The following is a 22,942-nucleotide window of genomic DNA, read 5'->3' on the forward strand; positions in this document are numbered from 1 at the left end:
GTGCGGCGGATACTGATCCTCGGAGGTACCGGGGAGGCGAGGTCGCTGGCAGCGGCGTTGGCGGATGATCCGTCGATCGACACCGTGTCCTCCCTCGCCGGCCGGGTTCGGGATCCGCGGATCCCCGCCGGCGACGTCCGGATCGGCGGATTCGGTGGAGAGGGCGGCCTCGCGGACTGGTTGCGGGGCAACCCCGTCGACGCGATCGTCGATGCCACCCACCCGTTCGCCGCACGCATCACCGAGAACGCGGCCGAGGCGGCCCGGCGCTGCAGAATTCCCCTGGTCGTGCTGCGACGACCCCAGTGGTCACCCATCCCGGGTGACGACTGGCGCCGCGTCCCGGACCTCTCCGCGGCGGCCGCACTCCTTCCCGGGCTCGGAACGCGCATCTTCCTCACCGTGGGACGGCAGGGTGTCGGGGCATTCGCCGACCTGCGTGCACTGTGGTTCCTCGTGCGCGCGATCGATCCACCGGACGTCGACCTTCCCGCGCGCTCGACTCTGCTTCTGGCCCGCGGGCCGTTCACCGTGCCGGCGGAAATCGACCTCATGCGGGAGCACCGCATCGACGTACTCGTCACCAAGAACAGCGGTGGTGAGCAGACCGCCGCGAAACTGCATGCGGCGCGCGACCTCGGGCTTCCCGTGGTGATGATCGACCGCCCACCGTTACCCTCCGCCGCCGCGGTCGTCGGCGACGTTGCGGGAGCACTCGACTGGATCCGCTCGGACCGGTAGGTCCCGGCACAGCGTCAACACGTGACGGCGGGCGCGTCCTCCGACAGGGGTTTGCCCGCCGGTTCGGTGTAGAACGCCAGCAGAACCAGTGGAACCTCACCCAGATTGGAACCGATGTGCACGTGGTCGCTGCCGAAGTTCTCGGTGATCGCCTGCCCGGCGGCGGTCACCACTGTGGTGCAGTCGTCCAGAGTTCTTGTGAGAACCCCTGATTCGACGAACGCGTAGACAGGACCGTCGTGGTAGTGCCACCCCGTGGTGCCGCCGGGTGCGATTTCGATGCGGCGCAGGGTGAGATCGGTGGCACCGGTCTCCGCGGAACCGGTCATGGCGGGCACGGTGGTTTCGAACAGGATCTGCGCCGTCACGCCCGACGACGGAGTGGCCTGCGCAGGGGAAGGAAGAAGCACTGCCAGGGCCACGCAGGACAACGCAGCCAGACTCGGTTTGACGGACATCGCCACCACCTCTCGGGGCACGGAAGTGCCCGAACACCCCAGCCTACGGTTGACGGGGTGACCCACGGGCCCGTTTCGGGATCGGATACTTCGGGCCCATTTTCGCCTCCCGCTCCCATCACACCGGGTTAGAGTCGGAACGGTTTTTCCTTCGTCAGCAGGGTGGGATCACGATGAACTTGGTGAAGAAGACAGTAGCGTCGGCTCTCGTTGCGGGAGCGTTGACCATGGGAGCGGGTACGGCGCACGCCGATCCGGTGGAGCCGAGCGGTATCGTCCCCGCTCAGGTTGTTCCCTTCCGGCAGGAGGTCGACAAGCAGAAAGCCCTCGAGAACATGCTCAACGAGCTCGGCGTCGGCTGGGCCAACGGCGGAGCGGCGGGGACGGCGATCGGCGCCCTGATCGGTCTCGGGGTGGGGTGTGTGTCGATGTTCCCCGGTAGCCTCGCCGGTTGCATGATCGGGACCCCCATCGGTGCCATTACGGGCGCCATCGTGGGTATCGGTAACGGAAATCCCAGGGCGCAGCAGGCCATTCAGGAGTACATCACCACGCCGTAGCGGTGAGCGGTGGCCCGGACGGTGACCGTCCGGGTCACCCACGCTTGCGGAGAGCGTCGATGACGGGCGCGAATACCTCCATGTAGGGGTCGTGGACGGTGATGTACGAGAAGCCGTACCGTTCGCGGTGCCGCGCGAGTTGTTCGGCCATCTCGTCGACGGTTCCCAACAGCAGGTACGGCGTATCGAGCACAGCGTCGGCTGTCATGCTTCCGGTCATCCGTTCGGCGATGCGCTGCGCCGCGGATTCTCGGTCGTCCGTCTCGACGACCATCTGCACGAGCAGGTGCCATTCGATGCCGTCCGCCCGACTTCCGGCGTGCTTGCGCACGAATCGGATTCGTTCGTCGGTTTCTTCTGCTGTGGCGAGTCGGAATGTTCCCGGCGGCTTACCGGGAATCTGGAATGTGCCCGCCACCCCGACGGTGTCCGCGTGTGCCGCAGCGATGCGCAGCACACGATCACCGGTGCCGCCGATCAGCAGGGGCGGCCCCGACCCTTCGAAGCCCGACCGCTGGAGTGGTCGGGGTGCGTCCCGTTCTTCGGGGAGTTCGTCGAAATCGGTGGTGAAGAACGTGTGCAGGTCGTCGACCGTGGCCGCCAACTGTTCGACCCGCCCACCGAACGGTTTCCACTCGATGTCGGCGGCGTCGAACTCCCACTTCATGTGCCCCGCGCCGAGACCGATCTCGAGCCGGCCGTCGGTGAGGACGTCGGTGGTCGCGATCTCCCGCGCGAGGAGGGCCGCGTTCCAGAACGGTGCATTGAGCACCAGGGTGCCGACCCGCTGCGGGGTGGCGTCGGCGATGGCCACCAGCAGCGGAAACGGTGCCGGTGCGCCGAGATGGTCGGCGGCGAGCACGACGTCGTAGCCCAGTTCCGCGCTGCGGCGACAGCGATCGATCAGCGCGTCGCGGGAACCGACATCGAGGATGTTGAAGGAGAACCGGAAATCGCGCATGACCACCACGATGCCTGATCGGCGGGGGAGTGCGCAGGAAATCCGGGACCGCTGTCGTGAAGCGATGGTAACGATAGCTCTGCGGTGAACGACCTAACGGCACAGAACTGTCGTGTCCGCGCCACGTGAAGGAGCTTTCGTGCAGAAGAAGTCCGTTCGGCGAACCGCAGCACTCGTCGGCCTCCTGGCCGCACCCCTCGTTCTCGGATCCACCGTCGGGGCAGGCACGGCCGGGGCCGACCCCTGGCATGTCGGCCCCGTCTATCGCGCCGAGACGTCCGGTGAAGGTGGCGAGTACTTCTGCAACAAGGCAGCAGCGCTCGAGAAGACCACCGGTTACATCATCATCCCCTGCACCTTCTATTCCGCGGCGGACGTGTGGTATCGGGTGGTGTTCAACCCGGTCAACTGGGCTTTCGACATCTGACCCGTGACGAGCAGGGTCGGCACACCTGACGAAGCGGCAGCTTTGTGTGCCGGGCACACTCCACTTCGGCGAGTGTGCCCGGGTGAGGGTCTCGAGCAGACTGTCGAGCATGGCAGAGCGTAGAGCGACATGAGTATCGACATGAGTATCGACATGGTCCGGACCTCGTCGGCCGATATCCTGATGGCCCGCAGCTGGTTTCTGGTTCCCGCAGTCGATTCCGAAACAATCACCGCCGCAGCACAGTCCGGAACCGACTGCCTCGTCGTCGACCTGGAGGACGGGCTGCCTTCGGCCGCAAAGGACGACGGACGTGCCTGCGTTGCCGGATGGCTCGACAGTCAGCGCGGCTGGGTACGTCTCAATGACGCGACCACCGACCACTGGCAGCGTGACCTGGAGTCGATCCAGGGGTCGAAGGGCCTGCAGGGGGTGATGTTGTCGAAAACGGATTCGCCCGAACAGGTTCGTGCCACCGCCGCCGCACTTCCCGGTGTGCCGGTGGTTGCCCTGATCGAATCGGCCGCCGCGGTGGTGGCCGCCGACGAGATCGCCCGCACTGCGCCGGTGGTGCGGCTGGCATTCGGGATCGGCGACTACTGCCGCGACATCGGCGCGGGCCGCAGCCCGATGGCGCTGGCGTACGCGCGATCACGGCTGGTCAACGCCAGTCGCGCCGCGGGCATCGGTGCGCCCGTCGACGGGCCGACACTCGTGCTCGACGCCGAGGTGACGCGGTCCGATGCCCGGCTTGCTCTCGACATGGGTATGACGGGCAAGCTGACCTTGTCGAGCGAGCAGGTCCCGGTGATCAATTCGGCCTTGGCCCCGGATGCGGACGAGGTGGTCTGGGCCGAGACGATCATCGACCGTCTCGGCGCCGACGGCAGTCGCGCCACCCATGGCGGTCACCGACCTCAGCTCGCCCGTGCCCATGACATCTTGCGGCGATCCGCGCACTTCACGGGGCGTCGAGTGCTCCGATGACCGCGGTTGTGGTCTCGGCAATGGCGTCGCTGTTCGGTTGAGCTGCTTCTTGATTGGTCGAACTGTCGGTCAGGATGACGAGCACGAGGGGGTTGCCCTCCCGATCCCACACCACGCCGGCGTCGTTGGCGGTTCCGAATCGTCCGGTTCCGGTCTTGTCGGCGGCGGACCACCCCGGCGGCAGCCCTGCCCGGATACGGGTGTCGGAGGTGGTGCTGGCGCGTAGCCAGTCGAGCAACTGCCGTCGGTGGGTGGGCTCGAGCTCGTCGCCGAGGAGCAGTGCCCGGTAGCCCTCGGCGAGGCCGTCTGTCGTGGACGTGTCGCGGGGATCGCCGCGGAGGGCGGTGTTCAGTTCGGTCTCCCAGCGGTCGAGTCGGGTGGTGTCGTCACCGATGCGGCGAGCGAGTGCGGTGATGGCCTGCGGACCCCCGATTTCCGTCAACAGTAGGTTTCCGGCGGTGTTGTCGCTGCGAGTGAGGGCCGCTTCGGCGAGCTCCGCCAGCGTCATCGAGGTGCCCACTGCCGCCGCGGTGACCGGTGAATTCTCCACCAGAGCAGAGGCTTCGACGGGAACCGCCTTGTCGAGTGACGAGGTGCCTTCACTCGTGCGGCGGAGAACCTCTGCGGCGGCGTACGTCTTGAACGTCGAGCACAGGGCGAACCTTTCGGCGCCGCGATGCCGGTACACGGCCCCGGTGGTGGGATCGACTGCCGTGACACCGATGCGGGTCGAGTGTCGCGCCTCCAGCTCAGCGATGCGTGAGTCGAGGAAAGCTGCCTGCGCCGACGAGACCGCCGACGCGACGGCCGGTGCCGACGTGGCGGGTGGAACGGATTCCGCGGCGTCCGTGCAGGCGCCGAGCAGCAGAGGCAGTGCGAGCGCGAGGGTGTAGGCGTGGCGAGGAAATCGTGGTCGGGTCATGCACACAATCTCGGGCTGATGGGGCGCGAACGCAAAGACGCGAAAGCCGCCCCGCCGAGTCGTCTTCGATATCACCGCAGCGTGGCACCCGTCCGCACAGGACCTTTTTGGTGGACGCACGCGGCCGCGTTGTTCGCCGCTGGTTCAATGGTGGGCATGGATCTTCTCCGCCATCTCAGTTTCTTTGTCGCCGTTGCGGAAGAGGGTCACTTCGGAAACGCCGCAACCCGGCTGGGGATGACACAGCCGCCGCTGTCGCAGGGAGTTCGGCGGCTCGAACAGCGACTCGGCACCGAACTCGTGTCCCGCAGCGCGCGCGGTGTCGGGCTGACGGAGGCGGGACGGCACCTGTTGCCGCGGGCGCGGCTGCTCGTCAACGATGCCGCCCGGTTCGAGGACGAGGCGCGCCGCCTCGCCGGCGGAAGGGACGCGGTGGTGCGATGGGGTGTGACGCCCGCGCTGGGCGACGATGTCGTGGTGCGGTGTGTTCGTGCCCTCCGCGACGCGGACCGCGCCCACCGGACGAGGGTGGTGACGCGAACAGCGGCAACGACCGACTTGGTGGAAGAGGTCCGCAGCGGCAGTCTCGACGTGGCGGTGATCGAACATCCCGCGCTGCTCACCGGGCTCGGCAGTGGGCCTGTCCTGAAGTTCCGGCGCTGGGTGGTGGTTCCGGACGATCACCCCGCAGCGACCGCCCGACAGCCGCAGGTCCGAATGTTGCGGGGGTTGACGCTGTCGACCGGCCCACGCTCGGACAACCCACCGGCGCACGATCTGTTCGTCGACATGTGGCGGGCCCGCGGCCTCGACCCGGACGTCGTCGTCGCGCCGGGACCACGGGAGGTGCTCGCCCACGTGGCGGCCGGTGGCTGTTTCGGCGTGACCACGACTTCGCCGACGGACATGCCGGGGGTGGCCTGGCTCGACCTGGTCCGCCACGACCTGGCCTTGCGCGTGCGCATCGTCTGGCGGTCGGGCAGCGACGTCTCCGTCTCCGCAGGCGCACTCGACCGGGTGCTGTTCAAGGGTGGGCGATGACTTCGCCGCCCGAGAAACGGATCCGTGACGTCTTCGCCGACGCCGGGTGCATCGGCTGGCTCCACGCGCGCCGGGTCGGCCCGACCGATGACGGCGTTCCGGCCGTCTCCGTCGACGGTGACGACCTGGTCGTCACCGCGTCGGTGTACAAACTGCCGCTGCTGGTCGCCCTCTGCCGTGCCTTCGACGCGGGCACTCTGTCGCCGACGTCGACGGTACGTGTGAACCCGGGGGACTGCACGCCGGGGCCGACCGGGGTGTCGATGTTCCGCGATCCCGTGGTGATGAGCTGGCGGGATCTCGCGCTGTCGATGATGACCGTCTCCGACAACGCCGCGGCTGATCTCGTTCTCGGCGGAGTCGGTCTCGACGCCGTCGAGAGGGTGCTCACCGACCTGTGTCTGACACGGACCCGCATCGTGGGCGGGACAGCGGACGCGCATCGGAAACTGGTGATCGACTCCCACGCGCACACCACTGCGGAAGCGTTCGCCGCGCTCGCCGACAACGACGATGCGTGGACGGTGTCGGCCTACGACCCGTCGTACGCGAGTGCCACCACCCCGCAAGAGATGACGGCGCTGCTCGACGCGATCTGGACGGACCGGGCGGTGTCGCCGGTGCAGGGCGAGTTCATCCGGCAGGTGATGGCCGCGCAGGTGTGGCAACACCGAATCCGCTCGGGATTTCCCTATGCCGACGTCACGGTGGCAGGGAAGACCGGCACCATCGGGGCGATCCGCAACGAGGCGGCCGTGGTCACCTTCCCGGGCGAGATCCCGGTGGCCGTGGCCGTGTTCACCCGGGCAGCGCGGGCGGATCCCCTTCTGCCCGTGGTGGATCAGGCGATCGGCCGCGCCGCCCAGATCGCGGTGTCCGAACTTCGGTCCGGACGCATCGAGTGAGACCCGGTGTCGATGTGCTGCGTCCGCTCAGCCGGGGTAGCGGCGGGGGGTGAAGACCCGGGTGCCGTGTTCGTTCTCGACGACGGTGGTCATCGAGGAGCCGACGATCAGCAGGCACCGCATGTCGATCTCGGCGGGGTCGAGATCGGCGAGGCGGACCACCCGCACCGATTCCTGCACGCCGGCCACATCGCGTCCGATGATCACGGGGGTGTCGGGGGAGCGGTGCTCGAGCACGAGGTCGCGCATCGCGGCCACCTGCCAGGTCCGTGACTTCGACGCCGGGTTGTAGACGGCGAACGCCATGTCGGCGCTCGCGACCGCGGAAATACGTTGCGCCACGATGTCCCACGGCTTCAGCCGGTCCGACAGGGACAGGACGGCGTAGTCGTGGCCGAGGGGAGCACCGACACGGCTCGCCACCGCGTTGGCGGCGGTCATGCCGGGGAGCACGCGGACGGGAACGTCACGCCACTGGTCCTCGGCAGCCACCTCGAGCACGGCCGCGGCCATGGCGAACACCCCCGGGTCACCGGAGGACACCACGGCCACCCGGGCACCGTTCTTGGCCAGGTCGAGCGCCATCGCCGCGCGTTCGGCTTCGACGCGGTTGTCGCTGGCATGCCGGCGTTGACCGGGCCGTTCGGGCACCCTGTCGATGTACGGACCGTAGCCGACGACATCGGTGGCGAGGGACAATTCGTACTGCACTTCGGGGGTGGTCCAGGCCTGATCGCCGGGACCCAGCCCGACGACGACGAGTTCGCCGGTGGGTGCCGTGGTGTCCCCGCGGCTGTTGGACGGGCTCGGGATCACGGCGATCGAGAAGTAGGGCACGTCGCTGTCCGACACCTCGTCCGCGGAGGCGATCCGTTCCCGGTCGGTGCTGGCCCGCTCGACATACCAGGCCTCGTCGATGCGGCCGGAATCTTTCAGCGCCTGGCGGACCGCCGGATAGGTGCGCCCGAGCTTGAGGATCGCGGCGGCGTCGGTCTCGCGGAGGCGCCGGGTCAGTTCCGCCTGCGGCAACGTTCCGGGCAGGACGGTGAGCACTTCCTCACCTTCGACCAGCGGCATGGCCAGGGCGGCCGAGGCGGCGCTCACGGCAGTGACACCGGGAATCACCTCGGCCTCGAACCGCTGCGCCAACCTTTTGTGCATGTGCATGTACGAGCTGTAGAACAGCGGATCACCCGCGGCGAGCAGCGCGACCGAACGACCGGCCTCGAGATGCGCGGCGAGCCGCCCCGACGCGTCCTCGTAGAACTCGTCCATCGCCCCCTGATAGCCGCCGGGGTGATCGATCGTCTCGGTGGTGACGGGGTAGACGAGGTGCTCCTCGATCTGGTCCTCACGCATGTACGGGGCCGCGACACCGCGGGAGATACTCTTGCCGTGCCGGGCGCTGTGGAACGCCACCACGTCGGCCTCGGCGATGACCCGCGCCGCCTTGACCGTCATCAGTTCGGGATCGCCCGGACCAATTCCAACTCCCCACAGTTTGCCGTGCGCACTCGTCTCGGCGCTCATTCCACTTCACTCGCAATCGCGTTCAGGGCGGCCGCCGTGATGGCACTGCCACCCCGCCTGCCGCGCACCACCAGGTAGTCGAGGCCGCTGGGATGCTCGATCAGTGCCTCCTTCGATTCGGCCGCACCGATGAAACCGACTGGACCACCGATCACGGCAGCGGGACGCGGCGCGCCCGACTCGATCATGTGGAGCAGGTAGAAGAGGGCGGTGGGGGCGTTCCCGATGGCGACGACGGCACCCTCGAGTTTGCTGCCCCACAACTCCAGCGCGGCGGCCGACCGGGTGTTCCCGATCTGCGCGGCCAAGACGGGGACCCGGGGGTCGCGGAGCGTGCACACCACTTCGTTGTCCGCGGGTAGCCGCTTGCGGGTGACGCCGGCCGCCACCATCTGCGCATCGCAGAAGATCGGGGCGCCGTTCGCGAGGGCCTCCCGCGCGGCCTTGACGACACCGGGGGTGAATGCGACGTCGTCCACCAGATCGACCTGGCCGCTCGCGTGGATCATGCGGACCACGGCCTGCGAGACGTCCGCGGGGAAGGCGCTGAGATCTGCTTCGGCGCGAATCGTGGCGAAGGACTGGCGGTAGATCTCCGCGCCGTCTCGGATGTACTCGATCATGGCCTCACGATAGAGGCAGTGCTGTCAGCGGTGGTCCACCCGGTAACCGGTTGCGGTCGCAACGACATCGGTCACCTCACCCTTGGGGCGCCCGCAACAGCGGTCGCAACCCGACCAGTGTTGTCTCCCGTCGGCGGGGAGCTCGCCACCGAGAACGGCGTCGCGGGCGTCGGTGCGCACGTCGGCGAGCGCCTTGTCGCAGCCCGGCCTGCCCGTGCAGGCAGTGACGTTCAACCAGGGGGAGTTCTCGTCGAAGATCAGGCCCATCGGTGCAAGGACGCGGACCACCTGCTCGGCGGACCACTCGTCGAGATCGCACAACAGCACCGACCTCCACGGGGTGACGATCACCGGTTTCTCCACCGCGGCCAGGAATTCCGCCATCCTCGAGTCGAGGACCCCGAACGCGAGGCCGCCGCCGAGCGTGACGGTGCCGTCCGGCTGATCCAGCCACCCGATCGGCGGCCGGTGCTCGGCGAACCCGGTCACCGGTTCCGCGGTGGGCGCAAGGGCAAGGGCGGTAAGGGTTCGTTCGACGCCGTCGTCGATCTCGGACAGCCGCCACTGCCCGTCACGCAGGCCGAGGAAGGTGCGGGCCGCGTCGAGCAGCACGTGCACCGACTGGGTCGCGGAAATCCGGGCCCCGCTGTCGCGGCCGGCCAGCACCAACGCCACCTCCGTCTCGCTCACCGCGTGTATCCCGAAATCGCCGCCGAGCGCGGACACGTCACCGCGGCCGTCGTCGAGGGTGAAGAGGACGCGGCCGGGGAGGTCGGCCAGCGCGGTGTCGGCGCACAAATTCCGGTCGAGTTCGTCGACCACGTTCCGCAGGTCGGCGACGCCACCGATGCGACCCGTCAACGGCGAGGCGAGAATGTTGCGTACCCGTTCGTGGGTGTGCGAGGGCAGCAGGCCGGTGTCCGCGAGCCGCCTCGCGAACTCCGGGGGATCGCCGACGGCGCGAAGCTGCACGTTGCCGCGGGAGGTCAGTTCGATCTCCCCGTTCCCGAGGTCGCGGGCCGACTCCGCGAGCACCTGCAGCTGCGCGGGCGTGAGAACACCACCGGGCAGCCGCACGCGGGCGAGCGGACCGTCGGCGGCCTGATGGACCTGCAGCGCCCCCGGGCAGGCGTCGGGGCGGGAACGAGGGGCGACCATGGTCCCAGGTTACGTCGGCCGCCCGGTAGCATCACGGGCACTTGCGGCAGCAGGAGAGGAAGCCGGTGCAATTCCGGTGCGGTCGCGCCACTGTGAGCTCGCCGAACCCGGTGGGCGAGCCAGACCCTCACCTGCCGTCCGGTTGACCCACGGTTCCGAAGCCGACCCGGTTTTCGGCAACCACCGCCACGGGGCGCGACACCCCAGGAAGGCTCCACCTGTGATCCTGCTGCTCTCCACCTCCGACACCGACCTGCTCAGCGCACGTGCCAGCAAGGCGGACTACCGCTGGGCCAACCCGGCACGGTTGCTGGTCGAGGAGGACCTGCCGGGACTGCTCGCGGGCGTAGACCTCGTCGTGGTCCGGATTCTCGGTGGCCGCCGGGCGTGGGAGGACGGGCTCAACGCGGTGCTGGCCAGTGGCCTGCCGGTGGTTGTCCTGGGCGGTGAGCACGCCCCCGACGCCGAGTTGATGGAGTGCTCGACGGTGACCGCCGGTGTCGCCGCGGAGGCGCACAACTATCTGGCCGAGGGCGGAGCCGACAACCTCGCCCAACTGCACCACTTCCTGTCCGATACGGTCCTGCTCACCGGTCACGGTTTCGAGGCGCCGGTGCATCTGCCGAGCTGGGGTCTGGCCCCGTTCGCCGTCGAGGCCGAACCGCAGCGCCCCACCATCGCCGTGCTCTATTACCGAGCCCAGCACCTGGCCGGGAACACCCGCTACATCGAGACGCTGTGCGCCGCGATCGATGCTGCCGGGGGCAACCCGCTGCCGATCTACTGCGCGTCGCTGCGCACCGCGGAGCCCGAGCTGCTGCAGACGCTGCGCCGCGCCGACGCCATGGTGGTGACCGTGCTCGCCGCAGGCGGCACCAAGCCCGCCGGTGCGTCCGCCGGCGGCGACGACGAGGCGTGGGATGTCGCCGCGCTCGCCGCGCTGGATGTGCCGATCCTGCAGGGGCTGTGCCTGACGAGCAGCCGGGAGTCGTGGGAGTCCAACGACGACGGACTCTCCCCGCTCGACGTCGCCACCCAGGTCGCGGTGCCCGAGTTCGACGGACGCCTCATCACGGTGCCGTTCTCGTTCAAGGAGATCGACGCGGACGGGCTGTCCACGTATGTACCCGACGCCGAACGGGCATCCCGGGTGGCGGGCATCGCCGTCCGGCACGCCCGCCTGCGCCATATTCCGGCGTCCGAACGTCGCATCGCCCTGATGCTGTCGGCGTATCCCACCAAGCACGCGCGGATCGGCAACGCGGTCGGTCTCGACACCCCCGCGAGCGCGATCCGCCTGCTCACCGACATGCGGGCGGCCGGGTACGACCTCGGCCCGGACGACGGACCGGACGCGGTGCCCGGTCTCGCCGCGCAGGACGGGGACGCGCTCATCCACGCCCTGATTGCCGCGGGCGGCCAGGACCCCGACTGGTTGACGGCCGAGCAGCTCGAGGGCAATCCGATCCGCATCTCCGCCGCCCGCTACCGGGAATGGTTCTCGGCGCTGCCGGCGGAGCTGCGCGACGGGGTGGAGGAACACTGGGGTCCGGCACCGGGCGAATTGTACGTCGACCGCTCCCAGGACCCAGACGGTGAAATCGTCATCGCCGCAATGCAGTTCGGCAACCTGGTGCTCATGGTGCAGCCGCCCCGCGGTTTCGGGGAGAAGCCGGTGGCCATCTACCACGACCCCGACCTGCCGCCGAGCCACCACTACCTCGCCGCCTACCGCTGGATCGCCGCGCAGACCACGGACGGTGGTTTCGGCGCCGACGCCGTGGTGCACCTCGGCAAGCACGGCAACCTCGAATGGCTGCCCGGTAAGACCCTCGGCATGTCGGCGTCGTGCGGCACCGACGCCGCCCTCGGCGACCTCCCGCTCATCTACCCGTTCCTCGTCAACGATCCCGGCGAGGGCACACAGGCAAAACGGCGTGCGCACGCCACCCTGGTCGATCACCTGATTCCGCCGATGGCCCGCGCCGAGAGCTACGGCGACATCTCCCGGCTCGAGCAGCTCCTGGACGAGCACTCCAACATCTCCGCCCTGGACCCGTCGAAGCTGCCGGCCATCCGCCAGCAGATCTGGACGCTGATGCGGGCCGCCAAGATGGACCACGACCTCGGGCTCGAGGAACGACCCGACGAAGACGTGTTCGACGACATGCTGCTGCACGTCGACGGCTGGCTGTGTGAGATCAAGGACGTCCAGATCCGGGACGGGCTGCACGTGCTGGGGCAGGCGCCCCGCGGCGATGCCGAGGCGGAGTTGATTCTCGCCATGCTCCGTGCCCGGCAGATGTGGGGCGGCGAGCAGAATGTTCCCGGGTTGCGGGAGGCACTCGGACTCAGCGAGGACGGCGACGAATCGCGCACCCGCGTGGACGATGTCGAGGCCCAGGCCCACGCGCTCGTGCGGGGCATGGCCGACGCCGATTGGCGGCCCGAAGCAGCCGACTCGCTGACCGAGGACGCCACGGTTGCGAAGATCCTTCGTTTCGCCGCGACCGAGGTGGTGCCCCGACTCCGGGAAACCGACAACGAGATCGCGCAGGTTCTGCACGCCCTGGACGGTGGATTCATCGCCGCCGGGCCGAGCGGTTCACCGCTGCGCGGGCTCATCAACGTGCTTCCGACGGGCCGCAACTTCTACTCCGTCGACCCGAAGGCCGTGCCGTCGCGGCTGGCCTGGGAAACCGGGCAGGCGATGGCCGAATCGCTTCTCGAGCGGTACCGAGCCGACCACGGGGACTGGCCGCGGTCGGTGGGGCTGTCGGTGTGGGGCACCTCCGCGATGCGTACCTCCGGCGACGACATCGCCGAGGTGTTCGCGCTGCTCGGTGTGCGGCCGGTGTGGGACGAGGCCAGCCGCCGGGTGGTGAGCCTCGAGGTGATCGACCTCGCGGAGCTGGGCCGCCCGCGCATCGACGTGACCGTGCGGATCAGCGGCTTCTTCCGTGACGCGTTCCCACATGTGCTGGCCCTGCTCGACGACGCGGTCCGGCTCGTCGCCGCGCTGGACGAACCGGCGGAGAGCAACTTCGTGCGCGCGCACGCGCAGGCCGATCTGGCGGACCACGGTGACGAGCGGCGCGCGACCACCCGCATCTTCGGGTCGAAGCCCGGAACCTACGGCGCCGGACTGCTGCAGCTGATCGACTCCAAGAGCTGGCGCGGCGACGCCGATCTCGCCGAGGTGTACACCACCTGGGGCGGTTTCGCCTACGGACGCGGACTCGACGGCGCCCCCGCCGCCGACGACATGCGTGCCGCGTACCGGCGAATCACCGTGGCCGCCAAGAACACCGACACCCGCGAGCACGACATCGCCGACGCCGACGACTATTTCCAGTATCACGGTGGCATGGTCGCGACGGTGCGCGCGCTCACCGGGACGTCACCGGAGGCGTACATCGGTGACAGCACCCGACCCGACTCGGTGCGTACCCGCACCTTGTCGGAGGAGACGTCCCGCGTCTTTCGCGCCCGGGTGGTCAACCCGCGCTGGCTCGAGGCGATGCGTCGGCACGGGTACAAGGGGGCGTTCGAGATGGCCGCCACCGTCGACTACCTGTTCGGGTACGACGCCACCACCAACGTCGTCGCCGACTGGATGTACGAGAAACTGGCCGAGTCGTACGTTCTGGACGAGCAGAACCGCAAGTTCATGGAGAAGTCGAACCCGTGGGCGCTGCACGGAATCGCCGAGCGGTTGCTCGAGGCCGCGGAGCGGGACATGTGGGAACACCCCCAGAAGGACACGCTCGATGGGCTCCGTCAGGTGTACCTCGACACCGAGGGTGAACTCGAGGGCGACTGAGACGGCGTTCCGGCGGACTAGCATGGCCGGGTGACCACAGAATTCGATCGGGTGTCGGCCGCCAAGTATGTTCTGCTCACCACGTTTCGCAAGGACGGCTCCCCGGTGGCGACGCCACTGTGGGCGGCCCCCGATGGGGACCGGCTACTGATGTGGACGGTCACCGACTCCTACAAGGTGAAACGAATCCGCCGCAATCCGGAGGTCACGGTGGCGGTGTGCGATCCCCGGGGAAAGCCGAAGGGACCGGAGGTGCCGGGGCGGGCGGTGGTCCTCGACGCCGCGGGCACCGACCACGCGCGCGACGTCATCGCACGCAAGTACGGGATTATCGGGTGGATCTCGATGAAGCTCAGCCTGCTTCGGCGCGGTAGGACGGGCACCATCGGACTCGCCGTCACCGCGGACGACCGGTAGCGGCCACCCGCGCCGACGCGAGACCATCGGCGAGCAGCGTGATGTCCGCGGGGTCGGGAAGCAGGACATCGACGTACCAGGGGAGTGCACGCACCGTGTCCTCGGACGACTGTGCTCCGAGGAGACCACCGACCAGGGCGGCGACGGTGTCGGTGTCGCCGCCGAGCCCGATGGCCTGCTCGAGGGCCTGTCGGAGTGTGCGCGCGGAAGCCGCGCAGAACAGCACTGCCGCGAGGGTGTCGTACGGATCGAGTGACACGCCGGCCGCATCGGCCGCCCACTGGTCATCGGCGACCGCGGCGATCAGTTCCTCGATGCTGCGATCCGCGCCGCACAGGTGGACCGCGGCGGCCGCTTCCTCACGGGCGACCTCCAATAGTTCCCGCCCGGTTGCGCCGTCGAGCGCCCATGCTGCGCAGGCCGACATCACCACGGCCGCGCCCTGGGCGTTCGGCGACGGGTGCGTGATGCGGGACAGCGCGCGGGTGAGGGCGCGGCGACGGTCGGGGTCGTCGACCGGGACGAACCACCCCACCGGCAGCGCTCTCATCACCGCACCGTTCGTGTTTCCGCCCGCCTCGGGTGGGCGGCCGTGGTCGCGGTAGTGCTGGATCGCTGCGTGTGTCGAGGGGCCGATACCGGGAACGCGGGCGGCGCGCTCGCTCAACAACCGCAGGAAGTGCTCCGCCGGATCGGCGTGTGCCGCGGTGATCAGGGCTTCGGCCACCAGGAGGGTGAGCGCTGTGTCGTCCGACGTCGAGCCGCGCGGCCAGCCCGGGCGAACCGGCAACGCCACCGCCGCCGAAAGGTCGATCTCCGCAGCCGGCGCGCCTTCGCAGGGAACGCCGAGAGCGTCACCGCAGGCATAGGCGCGCAGTGCCGCGCCGATCCGGTGCCGGTAGATGTCCACGGTGACGGCGTCGCTGTCCATCCGGCCTCCCTCCGCCCGCGCGGGGCCCGTGTGTGAGGGCAACCTACAACAGCCTTGTCCCGATTACAGGGCAGCCGGCGACGACGCGCCCGGCGGCAGGGTGGGGATGTGGCCACCCAGGTGTTCGATTTACCCACTTCGGGGTAGTGGTCACCGATCCCGTTGCGCGCGACGATCGACCCTGTGCGCCGTGTCAGGTCTCGATCCGCCCGATTGCTCGCCGCCCAGCCGAAGGACGGCACCCGATGAGCCGTCGGATGATGGTCGCGGCCGTCCTCTCGGCGGTCGCGCTGGCCGTCGTGGTGACGGCGTCCGTCGAGTGGCGGATGTGCCGAACAACCTTCGGCCCTACGGAATTGGCGTTGTTTCTGACGGTCGGTGGGGTGTTCGTGGCGGCGGGTCTGGTCGCGGGCCGGCACCGGCCGGCGGACACTCTGGGAAGTCTGCTGGTGGCGGCCGGGTTGCTCTGGATGACGAAAGGTCTTCGGCTGTCGTCGATTCCGGTGCTGTTCACCACCGGCACGGTCTTGACCAACATGTATATACCGGTGCTGATCCAATTGGTGTTCAGTTTCCCCTGGGGGCGTTTGCACCACCGATGGGAGCGTCGGTTCCTCGGCGGGTGCTACGCGTATTACGCGGTGTCCGTGGTCTCCGAGCTGGCCTTCCTGGACACCCGCCGCGTCGATTCCACCCATCCACCCGGGTTGAACCTTCTCCTGGTACGGGACGACCCGACGGTCTTCGCAGCGATGCAAGTCGTCTTCGGAGTCGGGGGAATGGCGATCGGTCTGGTGCTGATCGGTGTTCTCCTCGCGCGGTGGCGTTCGGGTACGCGGGCATACCGGGCCGCCGTCGCACCGTTGTGGTTCGCCGCGCTGCTCGGTACCGCCGCCACCGCCTGGACCCCGCTCGCCTCGGTCTGGGTGCAGGGTCCACAACAGGCGTGGACCCTGCTTCTGCGGTATCCGTCGACCGCGCTGATCCCGCTCGCGGTGTTGGTGGGGCTGTGGCGATACCGAGTCACCCGCGCTGCGGTGCGCAACCTGTCGATCGATCTCGGCACCGCCCCGTTCGGTGCGGGCGTGGTCGACGCACTGCGTGAGGCACTCCGCGACCCCAGCCTGGTGGTGTGGTGGTACTCCCGCGCCCACGACGGATATGTGGATGCCCAGGGACGACACCAGGTCCTTCCGCGCAGAAACGATCCCCGGGAGGCGACCACTCTCATCCACGACGGAGTTCTGATCGGGGCCTTGGTGTACGACAAGGCGGTCGCCGATCAGCCGCGGCTTCTCGCGGAGGTGCGCACCGCCACCAGCCTGGCGCTCTCCACTCGGCGACGGGACGACGCACTGGGGCAGCGTCGTCGCGCGGTGTCAGCACGGGACTACAGGTAGCGCGAGGGACGCGGTCCCGTCACGCAGTCGGTACCGACAGAGCAGGTGGGCGACCCGACGGCGACAGGGAGGTGGCCCAGTCGCCGAACGCCATCGCACTCGATCCGGCGGGCAGCGGCGCCGCCTGTCGCCGATCGGCCAGTACGACCAGCATTCGTGCGGCGCGCTGCACGCTCACGTGGTGATGCCGGGAGACATCCAGCAGTTCCTCGAATGCTTCGGCGTCGCCATACCCGCGGCTGGCGATGAGAATGCGCTTCGCCGCGGCGAGAATTTCGCCGGGGCCGGGCGGGGCCTTCGAGGCGGTGGGTTCCGGGGAAGGACGCAGACGGAGTGGAGTGCTCATACAGCGGCAACGGACAGGGCGGTGGCCAGAAGGACAATCAGTCCCACGGACGCTCCCACCAGCAGCGAGTCGGTAAGGACGCCGCTGCCCACACCGGAGACAAGGCACACGAAGCTCGCAAGGGCAACATTCCCGAAGTCGGCTTTCGCTGCGACGATCGATCGGCGCGACTCGGGGGGCAGCGTGTCGCGATCGAGGGCACTGGAGTGCATACAACCTCCTGGGCAGAGTGCAAAGGACAAAACTCGGCGCACGCCGAATACGCGGCAAAGTCACCTGAGTTGTGGTCCCTTTCTCTGGAGACCGAAATGTGACGTCCCTCGCCACTTCCTCGGTGAGTGAGAAATGTCATAAACAGGACGCCTGGACCTTTATAGCGCACACGGGCACCTTATGTCACCTGGACATTTGTCCAGTAGATGCGGCGCCGTTTCGGTGTGCGTCGCCGCGGGTACCGACACGACATGGATTTCCCACGCACCGCGGTCGTCACCGGCTCCGATTCAGGAATAGGTCGCGCAGTGGCGGTGGCCCTCGCGGCAGCAGGGGTGAACGTCGGTATCACCTATCACACCGACCGGGACGGTGCGAACAACACGGCCCGGGAGGTCCGCGACAACGGTGCCGACGCGTACGTCCGCCACCTCGACCTGACCGACCTGCCGAACTCCAGTGCCGTCATCGACGAACTCGCCGCCGAGCTCGGCGGCGTCGACGTGCTGGTGAACTGTTCCGGCACCGGTACCGCGGTGCCGGTCATGGAGATGGATTTCGCGACGTGGCGCGAGGTGCTGTCGGTCAACCTGGACGGCGCTTTCCTGTGCACGCAGCGCGCCGTCCGGCACATGATCGATGCCGGGCGCGGTGGCCGCATCATCAACATCACCAGTGTCCACGAGCACGCACCCAAGTTCGGGGCGGCCCCGTATTGCGCGTCGAAAGCGGGGCTGGGCGGGTTGACGAAGGTACTGGCGCTCGAACTGGCGCAGTACGGAATCACGGCCAATTCGGTGGCACCCGGCGAAATATCTACGCCTATGACGGGGCAGACGGACGAGGAGCCCCGTGCGAAGGATCGGCCGGGCGTCCCCGGGCGCCGTCCCGGCGACGCGCGGGAAGTGGCCGCCGTCGTCTCGTTCCTCGCGTCACCCGAGGCGAGTTACGTCACCGGGTCGTCCTATGTGGTGGACGGCGGAATGCTCCTGATGGGGCCGGAGGCCAACGCCCGCTTGCAGAGCGGGGAATGGACGGTCGCATCGGGGAACGCCTGAACTATGATGCCTGACTCACCGAGGACATGTGGAAGTCGGGAATCCGCAACGGCGGCATGGCTGTTCGGGTGAACCAATCCTTCCATTCCCGCGGCAGCGTGCGTTCGGTGGCCCCGGCCTGGGAGACCCTTCGGAGCAGATCGAGGGGGCTTTCGTTGAAACGGAAGTTGTTCACGGCGCCCGTCACCTTCCCGTTCTCGACGAGGTAGACACCGTCGCGGGTCAGCCCGGTCAGCAACAGGGTCGCCGGGTCGACCTCGCGGATGTACCACAGGGTGGTCAGCAGCAGCCCGCGTTCCGTCTCGGCCACCATCTGATCGAGCGACAGCGAACCGCCCGCGTCGAGAATCAGGTTGTCCCCGGGCACGGTGACCTCGGCGCCGAACTCCCGGGCCGCCGCACGCGGATAGGCGAGTGCATGGACCGAGCCCTCCCGCACCCAGTCGACGCGGCCGGCGTCCAAGCCGTTGTCGAACACCGACACCGATTCGGAAGACGATCGGGTCGTGACGAACGGGGCGTATTCCAAGCCCAGTGCCGCGGGATCGGAGGTGAGCGTGAGAGGGAGCGCGGAGAGGCGTTCGCCGATTCGGGTGCCGCCGGGCGCCGACAACGCGGAGTGCCCTTCCTCCGCGGCCCTGCCCTCCATGGTCCACATGAGATAGATCATCAGATCTGCCACGGCCGACGGCGGAAGAAGAGTTTCGTAGCGGCCGGCGGGTAGCTCCACCCGGGTGCTCGCCCAGTCGAGGCGAGTGGACAACTCCTCGAGCATCTTCGTGCCGGGGACGTCGGTGAAGTCCTTGGTGCTCGTGCCCACCCACGCGCTGGCGTCGCCGCGTTTGGCATTGATCTCGACGGACCCGGTGGGCTGGACGAATCGGCGCCGAATTCCGGTGGAGGTCCCGAGCCAGGTGGTGTGCAGTTGGTGATGGGCGAACCCGTAGAGCTGATCGCTGCCGTCGAAGCCCATTGCAAGGTCCTGGGCGAGTTGCTCGAACGCGCCGATCTCGGTGACGGCGGCCGTCTCCTCCCACTGCGGGTCGGTGTCGGTCGCGGCGAGGAGCGGCATCGCGTCGGAGGCGGGACCGGCGGCGCGAGCGGCAGATTCGGCCGAACGGACGACGCCGTCGATGTCCGCAGCGTCCACGGAGGCCGAGGTGACGATCCCGACCTTCGCCTCGTCACCGTCCCGGACGATGGAGACCACCGTCCAACTGCGTGACGTCGAGAGGCCGTTGGTGGTCATCGAGTTGCCGGCCCACCGCAGGGCGGCCTCGCTGGCGTCGGTGACGAGGACGATGGTGTCGTCCACCGTGGCGCGGGCGAGGACCTGCTCGACGAGTTGCTGCGGGGCGATCATCGGGCACCTTCCGTCCGGGTGTTCAGTACGTTGACGCCGCGGAACAACGCGGACGGGCAGCCGTGGCTGACAGCCGCGACCTGACCGGGTTGCGCCTTGCCGCAGTTGAATGCGCCGCCCAGTTGCCAGGTGGAACGTCCCCCGAGGGCCTCCAGCGACCCCCAGAAGTCGGTGGTGGTCGCCTGATACGCGACGTCGCGTACCTGCCCGTCGATCCTGCCCCCGCGGATGCGGTAGAACCGCTGGCCGGTGAACTGGAAGTTGTACCGTTGCATGTCGATCGACCAGGACTTGTCGCCGACGATGTAGATCCCGTCCTCCACGCCGGAGATGAGGTCCGTGGTGCTGCGATCGGTGTCCGGGTCGGGCTGGAGCGACACGTTGGCCATGCGCTGTATGGGCACGTGATGGGGTGAGTCGGCGTAGGAGCACCCGTTGGACCGGTCGAGGCCCAGTCGTGGCGCGAATGCCCGGTCGAGTTGGTAGCCCACCAGCACACCGTCCGCCACGAGGTCCCAGGACTGGGTTTCGACACCCTCGTCGTCGTATCCGACGGTGGCCAGGCCGTGGGGTTCCGTCCGGTCCGCGGTGACGTGCATGATCGGCGTCCCGTACCGCAGGGTGCCGAGCTTGTCGGGTGTGGCGAACGAGGTGCCCGCGTATGCGGCCTCGTACCCGATCGCCCGGTCGTATTCGGTGGCGTGCCCGATGGATTCGTGGATCGTCAACCACAGGTTGGTCGGGTCGATCACCAGGTCGGTGGGTCCGGCCACCACGGTCGGGGCCTTCACCTTCTCGGCCAGTAGTTCCGGGAGTTCGGCGAGTTCGGTGGTCCAGTTCCACGTGTCGTCGGATCGGAGGTATTCCCAGCCGCGGCCGACCGGGGGCGCGAGCGTGCGCATGGTCTCGAACACCCCTGCCGACTGGTCCACGGTGGTGGCCTCGAGTTGCGGGTGCAGGCGAACCCGCTGCTGCACGATGAAGGAGCCGGCGAGGTCGGCGTAGAACGTCTGTTCTTTCACCTGCAGGCACTCGGCGGTGACATGGTCGACACCGTCGGTTGCGAGCAAACGGTGGGAGTACTCGCCGAGCAGCGAAATCTTCTCTGCGGTCGGCACTTCGAATGGGTCCACCTCGTACTCCGACACCCACTGGGCCTCGGCGTACACCGGCTCGTCGGCGAGTTCGACCTGTTCCCGGTTCAGTCCGCGCAACGCCCTGGCCACCTCGACTGCCTGCTCCGCCGTTGCCGCAGCGGTGGCCGGGGTGAGCTCGGCGTGCGAGGCGAACCCCCACGTGCCCTCCACCACCACACGGACCGCGAAGCCCACCTCGTTGGTGTCGACCGCCGCCTGAACCTTGCCGTCGCGCAGCCGAAGAGACTGGCTGGTCAATCGGTGAACCCGCAGATCGACGTGGGAAGCGCCCGCCGCGCGCGCGGCGCCGAGTGCGGCGTCCGCCAGCACACGCAGAGGGAGGGCGAGGAATTCCGGATCAACCTGTCGTGGAGCCGTCACGGGGACCACCGTAGTCGGAAACTCAGCCGAACTGTTGCCAACCCAGCCGCAGCACCATGCCGATGACCACCACCAGCAGCGTGATTCGGACGAATCCGGCACCCTTGCTCAACGCCATGCGCGAACCGACGACCGCGCCCAGCACATTGCACACCGCCATGCCGAGGCCGAGCGCCCACAACACGTTTCCACTTGCCGCGAAGAACGCCAGCGCACCGAGGTTGGAACCGAGATTGATCACCTTCGCCATCGCGGCGCTGCGCACGAACTCGGTGCCGAGGAACGTCGCGAAGGTGATGATGAGGAAGGTTCCGGTGCCGGGGCCGAACAGCCCGTCGTAGAACCCGAGCAACCCGCCGGCCAGCAGTACGACGGCGACCATCTTCCTCTGCGTCGGCGGATCCTTCGCCAGGGTGATACCGAGTTGCGGCCGTGCGGTGACGAACACGGCGACACCGACGAGAACCACCATGATCAGCGGGATGAAGACGTCCTTGTCGATGCGGGTCACCGTGGCCGCGCCGAGCGCGGACGTCGCCGCAGCAAGGAGGCCTGCGGGGATCAGTAGCCGCCACGCCATCCGGACGCGCCGTGCGAAGGTCACGACGGCCGCGAAGGTGCCGGTCACCGCGGTCAGTTTGTTCGTGCCCAACGCGACCTGGGGCGTCAGGTGCGGGGCGACGAGGAACAGCGCCGGGATGAGGATCAACCCGCCGCCGCCGACCACGGCGTCGACCCAACCAGCGGCTGTCGCGGCGATCAGCAGCAGGCCCCAATCGCTGGCGGTCACCGCCGAGTCGCTGCCGCGGACGGAGTGGGCGAACTTCTGCGGACCAGCGATCGTCGGCGCACGGCTCACCATAGTAGGAGTGGGCACGGTCCCTCCCTGCGTTCGGGCGCTGCGACCGCATCGCTACTGGGGTTAGGCCTTGGGATGCAGTGCTGAAGGAGTTGAGCGACACGATGTTCCGGCGCTGCTAGAGGCGGCCGCCGAGGATGAGATTCCAGTAGATCCGCGGCAGCGCGTAGCGGTCGAACGCCCAGGCTGTGCGGCGCGGCTTCAGTGGGTCGATGAACGAGGGAAGGGACGAGGCCACCGAACCGGTGCGGTCGAACTCGCCGGCGATGAGTCGCCGCGAGCTGATCGTGATGGGGGCGACGGTGTATCCGTCGTAGTCGCTGAGGGCTCCTCCCTGCCTGGTAGCGAGCAGATTGTCCACCAGTATCGAAATCTGGCGTCGCAGAGCACCACCGGACGGGTCGGTGTCGACGGCGGCTCCGTCTCCCGCCGCCCAGACGTTCGGGTGCGCGCGATGCCGGAAGGTGTTCGGATCGATGTCGACGAGTCCGTGCGGATCGTCCCCGGTCAGGTTCGACGTCTCGAGCCAGCGCGGGCCCCGGAAGGGCGGCACCAGATGGAGGCTATCGCCCGTGCGCCTTTCTGGTTGCTCCAGCTACCAAAAAGAGGCTCTACTGCTGTGATCGTGGGTGGGTTCGGTGCGGGTGAGGGCGCACGCCGTTGTCCCAGTAGCGTTCTGGCTTGTCTAGGGTCAGTCGGCTA

At 68.4% G+C, this 22,942-nt stretch carries 22 protein-coding genes, 1 pseudogene and 1 riboswitch; of the genes and pseudogenes, 10 read left to right on the forward strand and 13 right to left on the reverse strand.

The annotated features are described in order from the left end of the window. Positions 1 to 741, forward strand: a complete 741-nt coding sequence (locus ACH49N_RS26820; protein ID WP_358275504.1) for a cobalt-precorrin-6A reductase — start codon at positions 1 to 3, stop codon at positions 739 to 741. Positions 742 to 755: 14 nt separating this feature from the next. On the opposite strand, the gene ACH49N_RS26825 is transcribed toward ACH49N_RS26820, so the two are convergent. Further along, entirely contained in the window at positions 756 to 1,199 is a 444-nt protein-coding gene (locus tag ACH49N_RS26825) for a cupin domain-containing protein (protein ID WP_159922061.1), read from the reverse strand. A 173-nt stretch (positions 1,200 to 1,372) separates the two neighbouring features. Here ACH49N_RS26825 and ACH49N_RS26830 point away from each other — a divergent pair, with 173 nt between their 5' ends. Beyond that, positions 1,373 to 1,759, forward strand: a complete 387-nt coding sequence (locus tag ACH49N_RS26830; protein WP_358275506.1) for a hypothetical protein — start codon at positions 1,373 to 1,375, stop codon at positions 1,757 to 1,759. A 34-nt stretch (positions 1,760 to 1,793) separates the two neighbouring features. Here ACH49N_RS26830 and ACH49N_RS26835 read toward each other — a convergent pair whose 3' ends face one another. After that, the gene (locus ACH49N_RS26835; protein ID WP_358275508.1) at positions 1,794 to 2,720 is read right to left on the reverse strand and encodes an LLM class F420-dependent oxidoreductase; all 927 of its coding nucleotides are present in this window, start codon (positions 2,718 to 2,720) and stop codon (positions 1,794 to 1,796) included. A gap of 139 nt (positions 2,721 to 2,859) precedes the next feature. On the opposite strand from ACH49N_RS26835, the gene ACH49N_RS26840 reads away from it, so the two are divergent. Both ACH49N_RS26840 and ACH49N_RS26845 read left to right on the forward strand, forming a co-directional pair. Beyond that, positions 2,860 to 3,147 (forward strand): hypothetical protein, encoded by a 288-nt coding sequence (locus tag ACH49N_RS26840; protein ID WP_358275509.1) that lies wholly within the window; start codon positions 2,860 to 2,862, stop codon positions 3,145 to 3,147. 129 nt (positions 3,148 to 3,276) lie between these two features. After that, on the forward strand, positions 3,277 to 4,134 hold the full coding sequence (locus ACH49N_RS26845) for an HpcH/HpaI aldolase/citrate lyase family protein (RefSeq protein ID WP_397504796.1): 858 nt from the start codon (positions 3,277 to 3,279) through the stop codon (positions 4,132 to 4,134). Here the strand turns inward: ACH49N_RS26845 and bla are convergent. Then, positions 4,109 to 5,056, reverse strand: a complete 948-nt coding sequence (gene bla, locus ACH49N_RS26850) for a class A beta-lactamase (RefSeq protein WP_358275511.1) — start codon at positions 5,054 to 5,056, stop codon at positions 4,109 to 4,111. The genes ACH49N_RS26845 and bla overlap by 26 nt on opposite strands. 147 nt (positions 5,057 to 5,203) lie before the next feature. Here bla and ACH49N_RS26855 point away from each other — a divergent pair, with 147 nt between their 5' ends. Then, entirely contained in the window at positions 5,204 to 6,097 is an 894-nt protein-coding gene (locus ACH49N_RS26855) for a LysR family transcriptional regulator (RefSeq protein WP_358275513.1), read from the forward strand. After that, the gene (locus tag ACH49N_RS26860) at positions 6,094 to 7,002 is read left to right on the forward strand and encodes a serine hydrolase (RefSeq protein ID WP_358275514.1); all 909 of its coding nucleotides are present in this window, start codon (positions 6,094 to 6,096) and stop codon (positions 7,000 to 7,002) included. The genes ACH49N_RS26855 and ACH49N_RS26860 overlap by 4 nt, the downstream gene beginning before the upstream one ends. 27 nt (positions 7,003 to 7,029) lie before the next feature. Here the strand turns inward: ACH49N_RS26860 and ACH49N_RS26865 are convergent, their stop codons facing one another. Genes ACH49N_RS26865 through cobG form a run of 3 tightly spaced genes read right to left on the reverse strand, consistent with a single transcriptional unit; the run spans position 7,030 to position 10,313 of the window. Next, positions 7,030 to 8,532, reverse strand: coding sequence for a precorrin-2 C(20)-methyltransferase (locus ACH49N_RS26865; protein ID WP_159922077.1), 1,503 nt, complete (start codon positions 8,530 to 8,532; stop codon positions 7,030 to 7,032). Then, the gene (locus ACH49N_RS26870) at positions 8,529 to 9,155 is read right to left on the reverse strand and encodes a precorrin-8X methylmutase (RefSeq protein ID WP_159922079.1); all 627 of its coding nucleotides are present in this window, start codon (positions 9,153 to 9,155) and stop codon (positions 8,529 to 8,531) included. Before ACH49N_RS26870 ends, ACH49N_RS26865 begins: the two co-directional genes overlap by 4 nt. 24 nt (positions 9,156 to 9,179) lie before the next feature. Then, positions 9,180 to 10,313: a precorrin-3B synthase gene (gene cobG, locus ACH49N_RS26875; RefSeq protein WP_358275516.1), complete on the reverse strand. Its 1,134-nt coding sequence runs from the start codon at positions 10,311 to 10,313 to the stop codon at positions 9,180 to 9,182. 57 nt (positions 10,314 to 10,370) lie between these two features. After that, positions 10,371 to 10,438: riboswitch (cobalamin riboswitch) on the forward strand. Positions 10,439 to 10,533: 95 nt separating this feature from the next. On the opposite strand from cobG, the gene cobN reads away from it, so the two are divergent. Further along, complete coding sequence (cobN, locus tag ACH49N_RS26880; RefSeq protein ID WP_358275518.1) at positions 10,534 to 14,136, forward strand: cobaltochelatase subunit CobN; 3,603 nt, start codon at positions 10,534 to 10,536, stop codon at positions 14,134 to 14,136. A 30-nt stretch (positions 14,137 to 14,166) separates the two neighbouring features. Next, positions 14,167 to 14,553, forward strand: coding sequence for a PPOX class F420-dependent oxidoreductase (locus ACH49N_RS26885; RefSeq protein WP_358275519.1), 387 nt, complete (start codon positions 14,167 to 14,169; stop codon positions 14,551 to 14,553). On the opposite strand, the gene ACH49N_RS26890 is transcribed toward ACH49N_RS26885, so the two are convergent. Continuing rightward, complete coding sequence (locus ACH49N_RS26890; RefSeq protein WP_358275521.1) at positions 14,534 to 15,484, reverse strand: ADP-ribosylglycohydrolase family protein; 951 nt, start codon at positions 15,482 to 15,484, stop codon at positions 14,534 to 14,536. The genes ACH49N_RS26885 and ACH49N_RS26890 overlap by 20 nt on opposite strands. Before the next feature lie 245 nt (positions 15,485 to 15,729). Between ACH49N_RS26890 and ACH49N_RS26895 the strand changes: the two genes are divergently transcribed. Further along, on the forward strand, positions 15,730 to 16,884 hold the full coding sequence (locus ACH49N_RS26895; protein WP_358275523.1) for a hypothetical protein: 1,155 nt from the start codon (positions 15,730 to 15,732) through the stop codon (positions 16,882 to 16,884). A gap of 19 nt (positions 16,885 to 16,903) precedes the next feature. On the opposite strand, the gene ACH49N_RS26900 is transcribed toward ACH49N_RS26895, so the two are convergent. Next, on the reverse strand, positions 16,904 to 17,230 hold the full coding sequence (locus ACH49N_RS26900; RefSeq protein WP_358275525.1) for an ANTAR domain-containing protein: 327 nt from the start codon (positions 17,228 to 17,230) through the stop codon (positions 16,904 to 16,906). Then, on the reverse strand, positions 17,227 to 17,442 hold the full coding sequence (locus tag ACH49N_RS26905) for a hypothetical protein (protein ID WP_109329622.1): 216 nt from the start codon (positions 17,440 to 17,442) through the stop codon (positions 17,227 to 17,229). Before ACH49N_RS26905 ends, ACH49N_RS26900 begins: the two co-directional genes overlap by 4 nt. A gap of 252 nt (positions 17,443 to 17,694) precedes the next feature. Here ACH49N_RS26905 and ACH49N_RS26910 point away from each other — a divergent pair, with 252 nt between their 5' ends. Beyond that, positions 17,695 to 18,501, forward strand: coding sequence for an SDR family oxidoreductase (locus tag ACH49N_RS26910; RefSeq protein WP_250768419.1), 807 nt, complete (start codon positions 17,695 to 17,697; stop codon positions 18,499 to 18,501). Position 18,502: 1 nt separating this feature from the next. Here the strand turns inward: ACH49N_RS26910 and ACH49N_RS26915 are convergent, their stop codons facing one another. From ACH49N_RS26915 to ACH49N_RS26930, 4 genes and pseudogenes are all read right to left on the reverse strand, one after another. Continuing rightward, positions 18,503 to 19,864 carry a metallopeptidase TldD-related protein gene (locus ACH49N_RS26915; RefSeq protein ID WP_358275528.1) on the reverse strand — a complete coding sequence of 454 codons (1,362 nt, stop codon included), beginning with the start codon at positions 19,862 to 19,864 and terminating at the stop codon, positions 18,503 to 18,505. Beyond that, positions 19,861 to 21,381, reverse strand: coding sequence for a TldD/PmbA family protein (locus ACH49N_RS26920; protein WP_358275530.1), 1,521 nt, complete (start codon positions 21,379 to 21,381; stop codon positions 19,861 to 19,863). The genes ACH49N_RS26915 and ACH49N_RS26920 overlap by 4 nt, the downstream gene beginning before the upstream one ends. Before the next feature lie 22 nt (positions 21,382 to 21,403). Further along, positions 21,404 to 22,171 (reverse strand): TSUP family transporter, encoded by a 768-nt coding sequence (locus tag ACH49N_RS26925; RefSeq protein ID WP_109335072.1) that lies wholly within the window; start codon positions 22,169 to 22,171, stop codon positions 21,404 to 21,406. A 187-nt stretch (positions 22,172 to 22,358) separates the two neighbouring features. Beyond that, positions 22,359 to 22,808, reverse strand: a pseudogene (locus tag ACH49N_RS26930) (NAD(P)/FAD-dependent oxidoreductase); the annotation flags it as partial. Between the last annotated feature and the right edge of the window lie 134 nt (positions 22,809 to 22,942).

The organism is Rhodococcus sp. NPDC019647 (genome assembly GCF_044389235.1).
Taxonomy (GTDB): domain Bacteria; phylum Actinomycetota; class Actinomycetes; order Mycobacteriales; family Mycobacteriaceae; genus Rhodococcus_F; species Rhodococcus_F oxybenzonivorans.

Bases quoted from the DNA above. Each gene is read 5' to 3' on its own strand.
- ACH49N_RS26835 (WP_358275508.1), bottom strand. From the start codon at position 2,720: ATGCGCGATTTCCGGTTCTCCTTCAACATCCTCGATGTCGGTTCCCGC.
- ACH49N_RS26890 (WP_358275521.1), bottom strand. From the start codon at position 15,484: ATGGACAGCGACGCCGTCACCGTGGACATCTACCGGCACCGGATCGGC.
- ACH49N_RS26915 (WP_358275528.1), bottom strand. From the start codon at position 19,864: ATGATCGCCCCGCAGCAACTCGTCGAGCAGGTCCTCGCCCGCGCCACG.
- ACH49N_RS26845 (WP_397504796.1), top strand. From the start codon at position 3,277: ATGAGTATCGACATGAGTATCGACATGGTCCGGACCTCGTCGGCCGAT.
- cobG (WP_358275516.1), bottom strand. From the start codon at position 10,313: ATGGTCGCCCCTCGTTCCCGCCCCGACGCCTGCCCGGGGGCGCTGCAG.
- ACH49N_RS26895 (WP_358275523.1), top strand. From the start codon at position 15,730: ATGAGCCGTCGGATGATGGTCGCGGCCGTCCTCTCGGCGGTCGCGCTG.
- ACH49N_RS26905 (WP_109329622.1), bottom strand. From the start codon at position 17,442: ATGCACTCCAGTGCCCTCGATCGCGACACGCTGCCCCCCGAGTCGCGC.
- ACH49N_RS26855 (WP_358275513.1), top strand. From the start codon at position 5,204: ATGGTGGGCATGGATCTTCTCCGCCATCTCAGTTTCTTTGTCGCCGTT.
- ACH49N_RS26865 (WP_159922077.1), bottom strand. From the start codon at position 8,532: ATGAGCGCCGAGACGAGTGCGCACGGCAAACTGTGGGGAGTTGGAATT.
- ACH49N_RS26910 (WP_250768419.1), top strand. From the start codon at position 17,695: ATGGATTTCCCACGCACCGCGGTCGTCACCGGCTCCGATTCAGGAATA.
- ACH49N_RS26830 (WP_358275506.1), top strand. From the start codon at position 1,373: ATGAACTTGGTGAAGAAGACAGTAGCGTCGGCTCTCGTTGCGGGAGCG.
- ACH49N_RS26825 (WP_159922061.1), bottom strand. From the start codon at position 1,199: ATGTCCGTCAAACCGAGTCTGGCTGCGTTGTCCTGCGTGGCCCTGGCA.
- ACH49N_RS26900 (WP_358275525.1), bottom strand. From the start codon at position 17,230: ATGAGCACTCCACTCCGTCTGCGTCCTTCCCCGGAACCCACCGCCTCG.
- ACH49N_RS26870 (WP_159922079.1), bottom strand. From the start codon at position 9,155: ATGATCGAGTACATCCGAGACGGCGCGGAGATCTACCGCCAGTCCTTC.
- ACH49N_RS26860 (WP_358275514.1), top strand. From the start codon at position 6,094: ATGACTTCGCCGCCCGAGAAACGGATCCGTGACGTCTTCGCCGACGCC.
- bla (WP_358275511.1), bottom strand. From the start codon at position 5,056: ATGACCCGACCACGATTTCCTCGCCACGCCTACACCCTCGCGCTCGCA.